This window comes from Paenibacillus ottowii (assembly GCF_050516475.1).
Taxonomy (GTDB): domain Bacteria; phylum Bacillota; class Bacilli; order Paenibacillales; family Paenibacillaceae; genus Paenibacillus; species Paenibacillus ottowii.
In genome coordinates, this window is the sequence record NZ_CP191577.1 from 4868701 (window position 1) to 4882266 (window position 13566).

Annotated in this window: 13 protein-coding genes; 10 read left to right on the top strand and 3 right to left on the bottom strand. The window is 42.5% G+C overall.

Annotated features, from left to right (window positions below):
* Window positions 1–114 precede the first annotated feature (114 nt).
* The 5 genes from ACQQ6X_RS22675 (at window position 115) to ACQQ6X_RS22695 (ending at window position 6393) form a co-directional block, all read left to right on the top strand.
* A complete protein-coding gene (locus ACQQ6X_RS22675; RefSeq protein WP_305167143.1) occupies window positions 115–714 on the top strand; it encodes a sugar O-acetyltransferase in 600 nt (199 codons plus the stop codon).
* On the top strand, window positions 707–1180 hold the full coding sequence (locus tag ACQQ6X_RS22680; RefSeq protein WP_305167144.1) for a MarR family transcriptional regulator: 474 nt from the start codon (window positions 707–709) through the stop codon (window positions 1178–1180). The genes ACQQ6X_RS22675 and ACQQ6X_RS22680 overlap by 8 nt, the downstream gene beginning before the upstream one ends.
* Before the next feature lie 154 nt (window positions 1181–1334).
* A complete protein-coding gene (locus ACQQ6X_RS22685) occupies window positions 1335–2570 on the top strand; it encodes an MFS transporter (protein WP_305167145.1) in 1236 nt (411 codons plus the stop codon).
* 361 nt (window positions 2571–2931) lie between these two features.
* Entirely contained in the window at window positions 2932–5550 is a 2619-nt protein-coding gene (gene ppsA / locus ACQQ6X_RS22690; protein WP_305167147.1) for a phosphoenolpyruvate synthase, read from the top strand.
* Window positions 5551–5793: 243 nt separating this feature from the next.
* Complete coding sequence (locus tag ACQQ6X_RS22695) at window positions 5794–6393, top strand: hypothetical protein (RefSeq protein ID WP_430493497.1); 600 nt, start codon at window positions 5794–5796, stop codon at window positions 6391–6393.
* Here the strand turns inward: ACQQ6X_RS22695 and ACQQ6X_RS22700 are convergent.
* Window positions 6390–6551, bottom strand: coding sequence for a hypothetical protein (locus ACQQ6X_RS22700; RefSeq protein WP_305167149.1), 162 nt, complete (start codon window positions 6549–6551; stop codon window positions 6390–6392). The genes ACQQ6X_RS22695 and ACQQ6X_RS22700 overlap by 4 nt on opposite strands.
* Window positions 6545–7096: a TetR/AcrR family transcriptional regulator gene (locus tag ACQQ6X_RS22705; RefSeq protein ID WP_305167150.1), complete on the bottom strand. Its 552-nt coding sequence runs from the start codon at window positions 7094–7096 to the stop codon at window positions 6545–6547. The genes ACQQ6X_RS22700 and ACQQ6X_RS22705 overlap by 7 nt, the downstream gene beginning before the upstream one ends.
* 164 nt (window positions 7097–7260) lie before the next feature.
* Here ACQQ6X_RS22705 and ACQQ6X_RS22710 point away from each other — a divergent pair, with 164 nt between their 5' ends.
* Window positions 7261–8187, top strand: coding sequence for a ketopantoate reductase family protein (locus tag ACQQ6X_RS22710; RefSeq protein WP_305167151.1), 927 nt, complete (start codon window positions 7261–7263; stop codon window positions 8185–8187).
* A 153-nt stretch (window positions 8188–8340) separates the two neighbouring features.
* Here the strand turns inward: ACQQ6X_RS22710 and ACQQ6X_RS22715 are convergent, their stop codons facing one another.
* Window positions 8341–9225, bottom strand: a complete 885-nt coding sequence (locus ACQQ6X_RS22715) for a LysR family transcriptional regulator (RefSeq protein ID WP_305167152.1) — start codon at window positions 9223–9225, stop codon at window positions 8341–8343.
* Between the two features lie 170 nt (window positions 9226–9395).
* On the opposite strand from ACQQ6X_RS22715, the gene ACQQ6X_RS22720 reads away from it, so the two are divergent.
* The 4 genes from ACQQ6X_RS22720 to ACQQ6X_RS22735 all read left to right on the top strand — a co-directional run bounded on the left by ACQQ6X_RS22720 (window position 9396) and on the right by ACQQ6X_RS22735 (window position 13337).
* On the top strand, window positions 9396–10142 hold the full coding sequence (locus tag ACQQ6X_RS22720; protein ID WP_305167153.1) for an acetoacetate decarboxylase: 747 nt from the start codon (window positions 9396–9398) through the stop codon (window positions 10140–10142).
* 13 nt (window positions 10143–10155) lie between these two features.
* Window positions 10156–11187 (top strand): ketopantoate reductase family protein, encoded by a 1032-nt coding sequence (locus ACQQ6X_RS22725; protein WP_305167154.1) that lies wholly within the window; start codon window positions 10156–10158, stop codon window positions 11185–11187.
* A 280-nt stretch (window positions 11188–11467) separates the two neighbouring features.
* Window positions 11468–12043 (top strand): TetR/AcrR family transcriptional regulator, encoded by a 576-nt coding sequence (locus tag ACQQ6X_RS22730; RefSeq protein WP_305167155.1) that lies wholly within the window; start codon window positions 11468–11470, stop codon window positions 12041–12043.
* 76 nt (window positions 12044–12119) lie between these two features.
* The gene (locus ACQQ6X_RS22735; RefSeq protein ID WP_305167156.1) at window positions 12120–13337 is read left to right on the top strand and encodes an MFS transporter; all 1218 of its coding nucleotides are present in this window, start codon (window positions 12120–12122) and stop codon (window positions 13335–13337) included.
* Window positions 13338–13566: the final 229 nt, after the last annotated feature.

Here is a 13566-nt window from a genome sequence, read left to right on the forward strand (position 1 = left end):
AGTTATATGAATAGAGAATAATGTACATTGTTTCTAGATCCTTCGATGATATAATTTTATCTTGTAAAATAGAAAAACACGAACTGAAAAAATAATCTATTACCAGGAGGGCCTATGGATATCGAAAAAATAAAGCAAATTATTAACTCTGGGGAAATGTATGATGATGCAGCTGAAGATATATCAGCACTTAGAGCACATGCGATTTCAATGAGTCGGAAATACAATCATAAAGTAAATACGAACGATGAATACGATATGTCTATCTTAAAAGATTTATTTGCTGAAGTGGGAGAGAATGTATATATTGAGTCCAACTTCCGGTGCGAGTTTGGTTTTAATATTTCTATCGGGAATAATGTATACATCAACCATGATATGATTATTCTCGATTGTAATGAAGTGAAAATTGGTAACGATGTCTATATTGGACCTAGGGCAGGACTATATGCAGCAAATCATGCTGAAGATCCTTATGAACGTGCAGAAAAAGGGGTTTATTCCGCCCCTATAATCCTAGGAGATCATGTGTGGCTTGGTGGTGACGTAAAAATTACACAAGGAGTGTCCATCGGTAAAAATAGTATTATTGGAGCAGGGAGTGTAGTTACTAAAGATATCCCACCCAATTTCATTGCTGCAGGTAATCCATGTAAAGTCATTCGACCCATTAGATTTTCTGACAATCCGTGGAGGAGGACAGTCCATGAATAAAGAAGAACAGGTCAGAATGGGTTTCAGAGACTTATTCAACAAGATGGTTTGGCTCAATAAGTTTAAGATGGAAGACCGTCTTAAGGGTTATAAGCCCTCTGAAGTACATTGCATCGAATATATTGAAAGAAATATAGATTCAAACGTGACAAAACTGGCGGAATCTCTTTATATGACTAGCGGTGCCATCAGCAAAATAACGAAGAAGCTCATAAAAAAAGGCCTTATCGAAAGCTACCAGAAGCCAGAAAACAAGAAAGAAATCTATTTTAGGCTTACTGAGCAAGGGAAAGTAATCTATAAAATCCATGAGGAGCTGCACAAAGAGTTTCAAGAGCGGGATAAAGCCATATTTGAGCAGGTAACCGAGGAGCAATTTGACAGCATGCTCAGCTTCATAGAGAAGTATAGTAGACATTTGGATACAGAAATAAAGAAACAGGGTGTAGATGTGAATTCGGAATAAATTTAAATATTGAAAATTAAACCACAGCAGCCAGGCTCTATGAGTAGGGGCTGCATTTTTATTGCTATTATTTTGTTGCCAAGGAAGGAAAAAAATGATACGATATTTTTGTTTCCAAGGAAGCAAAATAAAATCTTTTGAGGAGAGAACTCAAGTGTTCAAATTTAATTCAAACAATGAACAGAATAGGGAACAGGCCATAGATAAGAAGGCTTTAATATTCGGTCTTATGTCTGTGTTTCTTTGTGGAATAGGCTTCAGCATCATAACACCTGTCGTCCCATTCTTAGTCCAGCCTTATTTAAGTAATCCTGGAGATCAAGCCATTTTTGTTACACTGTTGACCTCTGTTTATGCAGTCTGTGTGTTTTTTGCGGCCCCCGGACTTGGGGCTTTAAGCGACAGATATGGCCGTCGTCCATTACTCTTGGTATGCCTTTTGGGTTCTGCACTTGGATACTTCATTTTTGGTATGGGGGGAGCTCTATGGGTATTATTTGTTGGCCGTATAATAGAAGGTATAGCAGGGGGGAGCATTAGCACTCTGTTTGCATATTTTGCAGACATCACTCCTAAAGAACATCGCACCAAATACTTTGGGTGGGTAAGTGCGGTTGCAGGTGTAGGCTCCGCCGTTGGTCCTGCTCTAGGAGGGTTGATCGCCAAGTTTGGTTACTCTGCACCTATGTATTTGGGCGCGATCATAACTTTATTAAATGTTGTTTATGGATTCTTTTTTATGTCTGAGAGTCATGACAAGAATAATAGACTAAAAATGATCACCTTGGTAAGACTTAATCCATTTACACAGCTTGTAAACGTACTTTCCACGAAAAACTTAATGAGATTACTTGTCTCAGGTTTCTTAATTTGGATACCCAACGGATCTTTGCAGGCAATTTTTTCACAATTTACACTAGATACTTTCCATTGGGCACCTATACTAATCGGACTTATGTTTTCAATTTTGGGCGTCCAAGATATCATCTCACAAGGTTTTTTAATGCCCAAGCTTTTGAAAAAACTCAGTGATGCACAGATAGCAGTTCTTGGAATGATTTCGGAGATTGTAGGCTACGGCTTTATTGCGCTATCTGCTTTGTTCTCATTCTATCCTTTTATTATCGCTGGAATGTTTATATTTGGTTTTGGTGATTCGATCTTCGGACCTTCATTCAATGGGATGCTCTCCAAGTCTGTCGATTCTAGTGAACAAGGAAGGATTCAAGGAGGCAGCCAATCTATTCAAGCTTTAGCAAGGATAATCGGGCCTATCCTAGGAGGACAAATCTATGTATCCCTCGGTCATGCCGCGCCCGCTTTTATGGAGATGATCCTTATAGCAGCGGCAATACTAGTTCTGTATAAAGGTACGCATGTCGATAAGTAAATGCGGAGGTTTCAGGGCTAATGCAAAAAAAAGATGACCTTGGTGAATTCAAGGATCATCTTTTTATATAAAACAATTGAATACGAATAAACGCTATGATATAATCGGTAGCGCCATTGACAAATTATATAAATGTTAAAATATTATTATCCCTATTCTTATAATACATCTAGAAGTTTGATTTGTCAATGCTTTTTTATCCCCAAAAAATAACAGAAAGGATGGTGAAAGGTGCGATCAAGCTGCGTACATCCTCAAGCGGTTTTAAGAAGAAGTATGCGGCGACTTACTTCGACGGTGACTAGGCATGATCATGATTGTTCGCTTTTTTCTCTATATTAATGGTTAGGAGAGATGTTGAATGAATTCATTGGTTCTCGATTTTCAAGAAATGGATGACACACAGCTTTTACTCGTTGGTGGAAAAGGGCTTAATTTAGGGGGCTTATCAAAAATTGAAGGAATACAAGTGCCAGAAGGGTTTTGTGTTACAACAGTGGGATATCAAAAAGCCATCGAACAAAACGAAAGGGTTCATGCTTTGTTGGATCGGCTAACTACGCTTAAAGTAGAAGATCGAAAACAAATTGATGAAATCAGCCAAAAGATTCGACAGGCCGTTATGGAAGTAACCATTCCTTCCGATGTTGTAGAAGCAGTTGCTCACTATCTCTCCGAGTTTGGCGATGATTATGCTTATGCTGTGCGTTCTAGTGCGACGGCCGAGGATTTACCGCATGCTTCTTTTGCTGGTCAACAAGATACCTATTTAAATATAATCGGCAAAGAATCCGTCTTGGAGCATATCCGCAAATGTTGGGCTTCTTTATTTACGGAACGCGCGGTAATTTACCGAATGCAGAATGGATTTGATCACAGCCAAGTTTATTTATCTGTTATCGTTCAAAGGATGGTGTTCCCACAGGCTTCAGGGATTTTATTTACCGCTGATCCCATCAATGGCAACCGAAAGGTGCTTTCTATCGATGCTAGTTTCGGGCTCGGAGAAGCGCTGGTCTCCGGCTTGGTATCTGCTGATTGTTATCAAGTAAAGGATGGGGCAATCGTCAGCAAGAGGATCGAAACTAAGAAAATGGCTATTTATGGACGAAAAGAAGGCGGAACAGAGACCAAGCAGCTCAATCCTGATCAGCAAAAGACACAAACCCTTACAGATCAACAAATTTTACAACTGGAACACATTGGAAGACAGATTGAAGAACATTTCGGATGCCCCCAAGACATCGAATGGTGTTTGGCTGAAGATACATTTTATATTGTCCAGAGCCGGCCGATCACCACTTTATATCCCATTCCTGAAGCAACTGACCAGGAGAACCACGTGTATGTATCTGTTGGACATCAGCAAATGATGACGGATCCTATTAAACCACTGGGGATATCTGTTTGGAGGTTAACAGGTTCCGCTCCTATGTTTAAAGCTGGTGGTGGAAGGTTGTTTGTAGATATTACGAAGGGCCTGGCTTCATCGGATGGGAGGCAAAATTTATTAGATGTTTTAGGGCACTCCGATCCGCTCATAAAAGACGCGCTTATTACCATCATAGAGCGGGGAGATTTTATAAAATTGGACCCATATGACAAAAGCGAACAGGGGCCTGTTAAAAGCCATAAGGGTATGTCGTCTGCGGATATTCTGGCAGAGGCAGGAACCGATCCAGCAATTGTTGCTGAATTGATTAAGAGTAGTGAGACATCGTTATCAGCATTAAAACATAGCATCCAAACGAAATCAGGATTGGATGTATTGGATTGCATTCTGGAAGATATGCAGCAACGGAGGCAGCGTGCGTCAGATCTGAAAAATTTGAGTGTGATTATGTCTGCCATCCATGCTTCAGCATGGATCAATGAAAAAATGAGTGAATGGTTAGGTGAAAAAAACATAGCAGACACACTTTCTCTATCTGTACCTAACAACATCACTTCTGAAATGGGTATGGAGCTACTGGATGTTGCAGATGTGATTCGTCCCTATCCGAAAATAATTGAGTATTTAGAACAGGTGAAGCTTGATAACTTTTTGGATGAACTGGTTCAGTTTGAAGGTGGGCAGCAGGTGCGTGATGCTATTGCTGCTTATCTCGACAAGTATGGAATGCGATGTGCCGGAGAGATCGATATTACAAGAACACGCTGGAGTGAAAAACCAAGTATACTGATACCTATGATCCTCAGTAACATCAAAAACCTTGAGCCTGGCGCCAGTAAACGAAAATTTGAGCAAGGGCGACAGGAAGCTTTGGAAAAAGAACAGGACTTATTAGCTCGATTGAAACAATTACCGGATGGTGAACAAAAAGCCAAAGAGACAAAACAAATTATCGACCAGATCCGGAATTTCATCGGTTATCGTGAATATCCGAAATACGACATTGTCAGTCGCTACTTCATCTATAAACAGGCTTTATTAAAGGAAGCGGAACGACTCGTACAGGCTAACGTTCTTCATGAAAAAGAAGATATTTACTATCTTGCTTTTGAAGAATTGCAGGAAACCATACGCACAAATAAACTGGATTACCAGATCATCGACAAACGAAAAGATGAGTACAGATTATATGAAAAACTAACTCCACCACGTGTTATCACGTCTGACGGCGAAATCATTACGGGTCAGTACAAACGAGAAAATATTCCCAGTGAAGCTATTGTAGGCCTTGCTGTTTCTTCAGGCGTTGTAGAGGGGCGGGCTCGTGTGATCCTGAATATAGAGGGGGCTGAACTGGAAGATGGCGATATACTAGTCACCACTTTTACTGACCCGAGCTGGACTCCATTGTTTTTATCCATAAAAGGCTTGGTTACGGAGGTGGGCGGACTAATGACCCATGGAGCCGTTATTGCACGTGAATATGGCTTGCCAGCCGTTGTGGGAGTGGAAAATGCGACCAAATGGATAAAAGATGGGCAAAGAATTCGCGTGCATGGTACAGAAGGGTATATCGAAATTCTGTAATGGATAAATGAGGAAGTTTAATTAAATGCAACTACCTACCACTTAATATAGCAATGAAAGTGATGAATAATCCCAGTGATCTAGAATCGGCAGCAAAGCATACAATTTTAAACAAGAAATACTGGGCTCATGCCAACTGGTTGCATAACAATATTTGTCTAACTTTATGGGGTCACTTCAAACTCGGCTGCATGGGTCTTGCTATCGCGCTGTAATGAGAAGTCGGACAGACCTAGCGACAATTTGACCAATTCTTCCACTGATCCTGCTCCGGGGGAGATGACTTCGGCGCCAGCAAAGTCGAAAGCGTTCCCCGCTGTGTCTGACCCTTATGATGCTGACCAAACAGCCACGAATGGTGATGTGGTGAACATTCACGGAAAGATGTACAATCTCGAAAAGTGGAAGCATATAAGACGACAAGTATATACAAGCTTAATAGCCGCGTTGCAGCGGCTTTTTGTTTTAACAATATCTGTTCTTGTCCAAACCAAAAGCCAAGAACAGATATTGTTAGCCGAAAAAACAAGAACATGTATGGTTGTAGTTACCGGTGGTACTGGTTTTGTGGCGGGATGGGCCATTTACGAACTCCTCAAACGGGGATATAGAATACGGACCACTGTAAGAAGTAAGGAGAAGGAGCTGCTGATTCGTAAAATGATACAGGGTATTGGGATAGTTACCTCACCATTGTCTTTTTATATAGCGGATGAGGGTTGGAACCAGGCAATGGCAGGAGTGGAGTACGTGCTTCATATTGCTTCTCCTTTACCTAACGTCATAAGAAAGAACGGTACGCTAAATGTCGTGGGACAAGAACATAGTCCGATTACCGATTAAGTGAAGGCCGACTTGGTAAATCCCTTGTTCACCGCAGGCACATGCCAGGTACCCGGTCTCAAAGTAGCATCGTCTGCGCGTTTGGTGAGTAGCACCCGGTTCTGATGGAGAAGAACAATTTTAATGGATAGTCGATAGTTAGGATAAGGGTTTACCATAGCCGCAGCCTTGCTTCCAGAATCTTAGTCATCTGTTCGACCATTTCTTCTGGTGAATACGGCATGGATTGAACGACCCACCACTCAATCAACCCTGTAAGGGAGAGGGATAAGAATTGAGCCAGCACATCCCTGTGTATACCGGTTTCCAGCTTCATATGGTTCACCATCACGGTCATATTCCCCTCAATCATCTGTGTCATACGGTGTCTGAAAGTCGGAATGCCTTTGTTTGTGATCAAAACACTATAAACAGCTGCATGCTCCTTCAGATACGTGAACGTACGAATCACCAGGTCCCGGGACAGTTCAGTGGCTGTCCCTCCCTCCGGCATACAGCTGTCAGCAAGCATCATCAGATACGTTTCCACGCTCTGTTCCAGCAGGTCATATTTGTCTGTAAAATGCAAATAGACCGTTCCACGGTTAACATTGGCCCGATCCGCAATCCCTTGAATGGTGATCCTCTCAAAATCCTGCTCCCCCAACAGCCCGATGAACGCTTGCATAATCATTTGTCTTGATCGCACGATGCGTCGATCCATGGTCTTCCCCTCTTTCTTGAACACATCCAGTGTCCGTTGTTCATTTCTCAACAAAAACGGATGCGATTAGCCATTGCGTTTGCCTCAGTGCCAATGATACCTTGATTGTAGTACACAGATGATAGATATTCAACAACTGTTAACTATAAGAGGAGGGGATGAGATTGAACATACTCGTGTACGGCGCAGGTGTGCAGGGAAGCTATCTGGCGCATACCCTAGTACGGGGCTGTCATGACGTGACCGTGTTGGCAAGAGGAAACCGAGCGGAGGAACTGGAAAAGGAGGGGCTGACCATCCGGCACTACCTTCAGCGCAAGACCACCGTCGATCCGGTTCGTGTGATACGTACACTGGAGCCGGATGACGCGTATGACTTGATCTTCGTCGTGATGAAATATTCGGACTTCGGGGCTGTGCTGCCGATCCTCGCAGACAATGATAGCCGCCATATCATACTGGTCGGCAACAATATGGATACCTATGCCATGCGGGATTATTTGAGCAAGCCTGGGCAGTCACCCAAGCAGGTCGCATTTGGATTCCAGACTACCGCTGGTACACGTGCCGACGGAAAAGTCATTTGCATCCGTGGCGGACACGGGCAGATGGTCATCGGAGGATTGGACGGACCCGTTCCCTTCCGATCCCTGCTGGAGCAGGCATTCATGCGAACCAAGTACAAGCTCACCGATCATGATCAGATCGATGCCTGGCTGAAAAATCACATGGTGTTGGTCGTGCCTATGAACATGGTGATTCTGTTCCATGGCTTCCAGATGAAACAGGTTATTCGTGATGACAAGCGAATGCATCAGTTGGTGGCGGCGATGGGGGAGGGCTTCCGCGTACTGGATTCATTGGGGTATCCGCTGACCCCTGCGGGGCAAGCGTCTTGGATTACCGGCTATCCACGCTTAATCTATTGGGCCCTGAAGCTTTTCTTCGCGCTCCCGGTTAGCAGGCTGATTGATGGGACGGCAGTGGAGCTCAAAGCGTTGAATGAGGCATTTGCCGAGTGGAGGGTCAGGTCGGATGTACCTACGCCGAACTGGGATGCGTTGGAGGCTGAATGGCTCACCCAATCATAGTCACTGCTGCAAGTCGAGTGATATGATGGGAAAACTGACGTCGGGAAGTATCGGAGCAGTTGCCGAGACGCACTCGTGGCCTATCTTTCCGGTAAACGGGAACAATCCGGTAGATATGTGGGATAATCTAAGATAATTATGTAACTATATCTTTTAAATCTTGAAAATTACATGGTTATCTTTATAGAACGAAATAATAATGTCACGAAAATTTCTTACTGAAGAAGATAACAATTTATTTTTTTTCCAAGATAAGCTGACAGGATATTTTGCAGACTTATCCGTAATTTTAATATAATTTAACCCAAGTGTTCTACAAATTGAAATAGGGAGTAAAGCCACTCCCTGATTAACCTTTATAATTTCAACCAATAAATAAGAATCGATCTCAAAGGAAATATTTGGGGTGAAGCCGGCTTTCTCACAAAGCATGGTTGTAAAGTCACTATATTCTACATTATTAGCAAGAGTAATAAATGGTTCATTGGCTACATGACTTAATGAGATCTCGTTTTTACCCGTAAGTTTGTGGTTCGAAGGTAAAACCAGAACAATATCTTCATTTACCAGTAAACAACTCTCTAACTCTTCATCTTGAATAGGATGACCTGTTATTCCTAAATCCATGTCTCCTTTTTTTAAACTTGTCAATATTTCGCTTTTGACTCCGATGGTTTGAAGTATTTTTGATTCAGGAAAGCGGGTAACACATTCACTGATGAGTCCTGTAAGGAATCTTGAATTGGAAATTGATATTCTTATGGTGTTAGCAAATTGTTGTTCCTCCGATCTAATTTCCAATTGGGCATTTTCAATCTCCGTAAAAATCCTGTTTACGTGTTTCAAAAGAATTTTTCCTGGCGAACTCAGTTGAATATTTCTCCCTTTCCTCTCAAATAGTGTTGTTCCCAATTCTTCTTCAAGTCTTTTAATAGTCAGGCTTAAAGAGGGCTGAGCAATATTCAATTGTCTGGCTGCATTAGTAAAGTGCTCGGTATAAGCAACTGTCTGAAAGTATTTGAGTTGAAGCAACTCCATTTAGCTTGGCTCCTTATTTATTATGATAAATATATACATACATTATTATGTATTAGATTAAATGTAAATATAGATATAAGATAATGTCATCAAGTGAAGTGAACAAGATCAAACTCAAGCGACAAATAATGAGAAGTACAAAATTTGAGCAAGAAAGGAAGGTACTTTCTATGAGAATTGATGTAAATAACACATTTAAAAATTTCAATACACCATTAACAGCACCGGCATATTCGGTGCCAACCTATAAATTTGTTAATCGTGAATATCTTAACATTATTTACCGAACGGATGAAAAAGCTTTACGGGCAGCAGTGCCGGAACCCCTAGAAATCGGTGATCCCTTGGTTAAATTCGAAGTGATGTGGATGCCCGATGTTTCCGGACTAGGTGCTTATACTGAGGCTGGACAAGTAATTCCTGTCCGATTTAATGGTGAGGACGGAGATTATGTGCATTCGATGTACGTTGATAACTTTCCAGCGATTGCAAGTGGTCGGGAGCTAACTGCATATCCGAAAAAGTTAGGTGCTCCCAAGCTTTATGTAGATTCAGATACTCTTGTTGGCACACTTGATTACGGTACACTTCGCGTAGCCACAGCCACCATGGGGTACAAGCATTTTGAGATGGATAAGGAACTAGCTAAAAATGAAATTTGTCGGCCTAACTTTATGGTTAAGATTGCTACTGATTACAATGGAGATTTAAGAATTTGCGACTTGGTACGAACACAAATAACGAATATAGAGATTAAAGGGGCTTGGACAGGTCCTGCTCGACTTCAATTATTTGAGCATGCTCTGGCACCTCTCGCAGATTTGCCTGTATTAGAAGTCGTTTCAGCATCTCATATCCTTACGGATTTAACCTTAAATGCTGCACAACCTGTATACAACTACTTAGAGGAAAAATAAGGAGGACTTTGAGATGAGAATTGCAGTTTTAGGAGCGGGGTCTTTAGGAACCATAGTTGGAGCATATCTTGCTGCTGGCGGAATGGATGTTGAGTTGATTGATGCATACAAAGCACATGTAGATACTTTAAATCAAATAGGTGCTAAAGTAGTGGGTACGACGGAATTTCAAGAAAAGGTAAAAGCCATCATCCCTGAACACAAGTCAGGCAAGTATGATTTAGTCTTACTGCTAACAAAACAATTATATAACGACTCTGTTCTTAAAGAGTTACTTCCTTTTCTAAGGGACGATAGTGTTGTATGTTCTCTACAAAACGGTATACCCGAAAAGAACGTTGCTTCAATTGTTGGTGAAGAACGTGTAATTGCAGGTTCTGTTGAATTTGGTGCTACGTTTATTGAACCAGGTGTATCTAGCCTTACAACCGAGTATACGCAATTTAAAAAGTACGCTTTTCAAATTGGAGAATTAAACGGCGAAGTCACAGAAAGAATACAACGTATTAAATCGGCTTTAGACCTTGTCGGCGGAACACACATTTCCGATAACTTAGTTGGCACGAAGTGGTCGAAATTACTGATCAATAATGCATTCAGTGGTTTATCTGCAGCATTAAACGGAGCATATAGAGACATTCTTGACAATGAAATTAGCATTGTTTGTGCAGTTCATATCGCAGATGAAACGATCAAGATTGGACACGCAAATGGTGTCAAATTTGCTAAAATGGGTGGATTTGATATTGAATCTTTGGAATTAAGAAGAGAAAATGATATTCCTGAACGTATCCAAACCTTTAGGGTAGTCATGGAACCGTCCAGGCTGCTAAGAGCAAGTATGCTTCAGGATCTTGAGAAGAAACGTAAAACTGAAATTGATTACATTAATGGTGTGGTTCCCAAAATGGCAGAAGGGACAGGTATTTCAACACCATTTAATGATTTAGTTGTAGCCCAAGTCAAATCTGCAGAAGAATCTCAAACTGTGCCTGATTTTGATACAAATCTAAAAGCTTTTAAAGAGTTATTGAATATCCAATAAGAAACAAGATGCATGGGGAGAAGAGAAAGGGAGTGCTTTGGTATTCCCTATCATAATAAAGAAAGCTTTTTAAATGAAAAACTTTTTAACGAATGAAATATAACATTGTAAAAAGAGTATATGATAAAATGGACTGTTATATCTTTAATGAAAGTAACAGTTTATCTAATCTTGCCAAAACGGGTGCGGTGGGGGACGCTGCTGGAGAGGAGGCTTTGCAATACTGGACTTATCGTTCCGGAAAAGTATATACTGTACCTACGGAAACGGAGGGAGAACCATGGGACGCTACAAAGAGTTTGATAAAGAAGCGGTGCTTCATAAAGCGATGCTCGTTTTTTGGAAGAAAGGCTACGAAGCGACAAGCATTCCCGATTTGCTGGAAGCTATGGATCTTAGCAGATCAAGTCTGTACGAAACGTTCGGGGACAAACAAACGCTTTATATCGAGGCGATCAACTGGTACAAGAAGTGGAAACAAGCCAAACGGGACATCCTCGTCAATGCGACATCCGCAAAATCGGGAATCCGGCAGTACTTCGAGATACACATTGATTCCGCCTTAGACGGCGAGTCGCCGAAGGGCTGTCTCATTACTAATGCAGCAGTCGGCATGGATTCGCCAGATGAGCAACTGAATACGTTGATCAGGGAGCGGTTTGACGAGTTGGAGAAATCCTTCTACGAGCTGCTGCGCAAAGGTCAGGAGACGGGAGAAATCATGCCTGAGAAAGATATCAAGACTTTATCTTATCTGCTCTCAAACCTGAATCATAGTATAAATATCGTTGCGAAGGTGCAGGGTGACCGCAGAAAGATGCAGCAGATGATAGATATGGTGATGGAAATTCTATAAAACATTAAAACATTTTTTTTTGCACATTCCGGAACGACTGTTCCAGAAAATTTCTGGTGAACAAAGGGGACTTTCTATGCATTCAGCTTCCACTCCAACAGAAAAATCAATTTCTCCATCGATGATTTTTATCCTGGCAGCCGCTTGCGGTATTATAGCCGCAAATCTTTATTATGCTCAACCATTGATAGGCTCGATCGGTTCGACCATCGGGCTCTCCTCCTGGGCTGCTGCACTCATCGTTACGTTGACTCAAGTCGGCTACGGGATCGGCTTGTTATTTATCGTACCGCTCGGAGACATCCTGGAAAATCGTAAGTTGATCCTTTCATCATTGCTCCTTACAGCCGCCGTTTTGACAATTGCCGCTGTAATCAAAAGCGCCATCCTGTTCCTCACCGCTTCACTCGTGATCGGAGTAGGTTCCGTAGCAGCACAAATCCTTGTGCCGTATGCGGCTCATCTTTCGCCTGAAGCCGTACGCGGTCGCAATGTGGGCAACGTCATGAGTGGGTTACTTCTGGGGATTATGCTCGCGCGTCCCATTTCAAGCTTGGTGGCGGAGTATATGGGCTGGCGCGCCATATATTTCATCTCCGCAGCATTGATTTTCGCGCTGGCTCTTGTATTGGCTAAGGCACTACCCTCAAGGAAGCCTTCGACCGCTACAGCTTACCCGGCCCTGCTGCACTCCATGCTGCATCTGCTGAAGGCGACACCGGCATTACGCCGGAGGGCAATTTATCATGCTTGTGTATTCGGAACGTTCAGTTTGTTTTGGACTACAGTTCCGTTGGTGTTGACAAGTCCGCCGTTCCATTTCACTCAGAAGGAGGTCGCTCTGTTCGCATTAGTCGGGGTAATGGGGGCAATTGTGGCGCCAGCGGCGGGCCGTATGGCAGACCGTGGATGGGTTCGCTCGGCTACGGGATGGGCATTGGCCATCGTCATCTTTTCCGGGATGCTTCCCTTGCTGGTTCCATCAAGTTCTGCATTCGCAGTCCCCATCCTCGTAGTTGCAGCGATTTTGCTTGATATGGGGGTTTCGGCCAACATGGTTCTTGGGCAGCGGGTGATTTTTTCTTTAGGAGCGGAATTTCGCAGTAGGCTTAACGGTTTGTATATGGCCATTTTCTTTTTAGGGGGTGCTATCGGCTCAGCGGCAGGGGGATGGGCTTACGCAACGGGGGGCTGGGAGGCGGCACTGCTGATCGGAATCGCCTTACCGGTCATCGCCATGGCGTATTATGCGACGGAGTTTTCGAGATTAAGGAAGAAAAATCTCATTGATTGAGGAGCATAGTTGAGAACCCACACGTTCTATGCTAACGAAGAACGTTAATTCAATAAATTGGCTTTACCCCTTTTGAGCAACATGATAAAGTACATTAGTACCAGTTAACCTCTGAGTCTAATGTGGAGCTTAGAAAGACTTCTATAAAGTATTGGTGATAACTGATACGGTATTTAGAAGGAATTAGCCCCTAATAGGCGTATATATAATTGTACAGTGACCTCTCAGG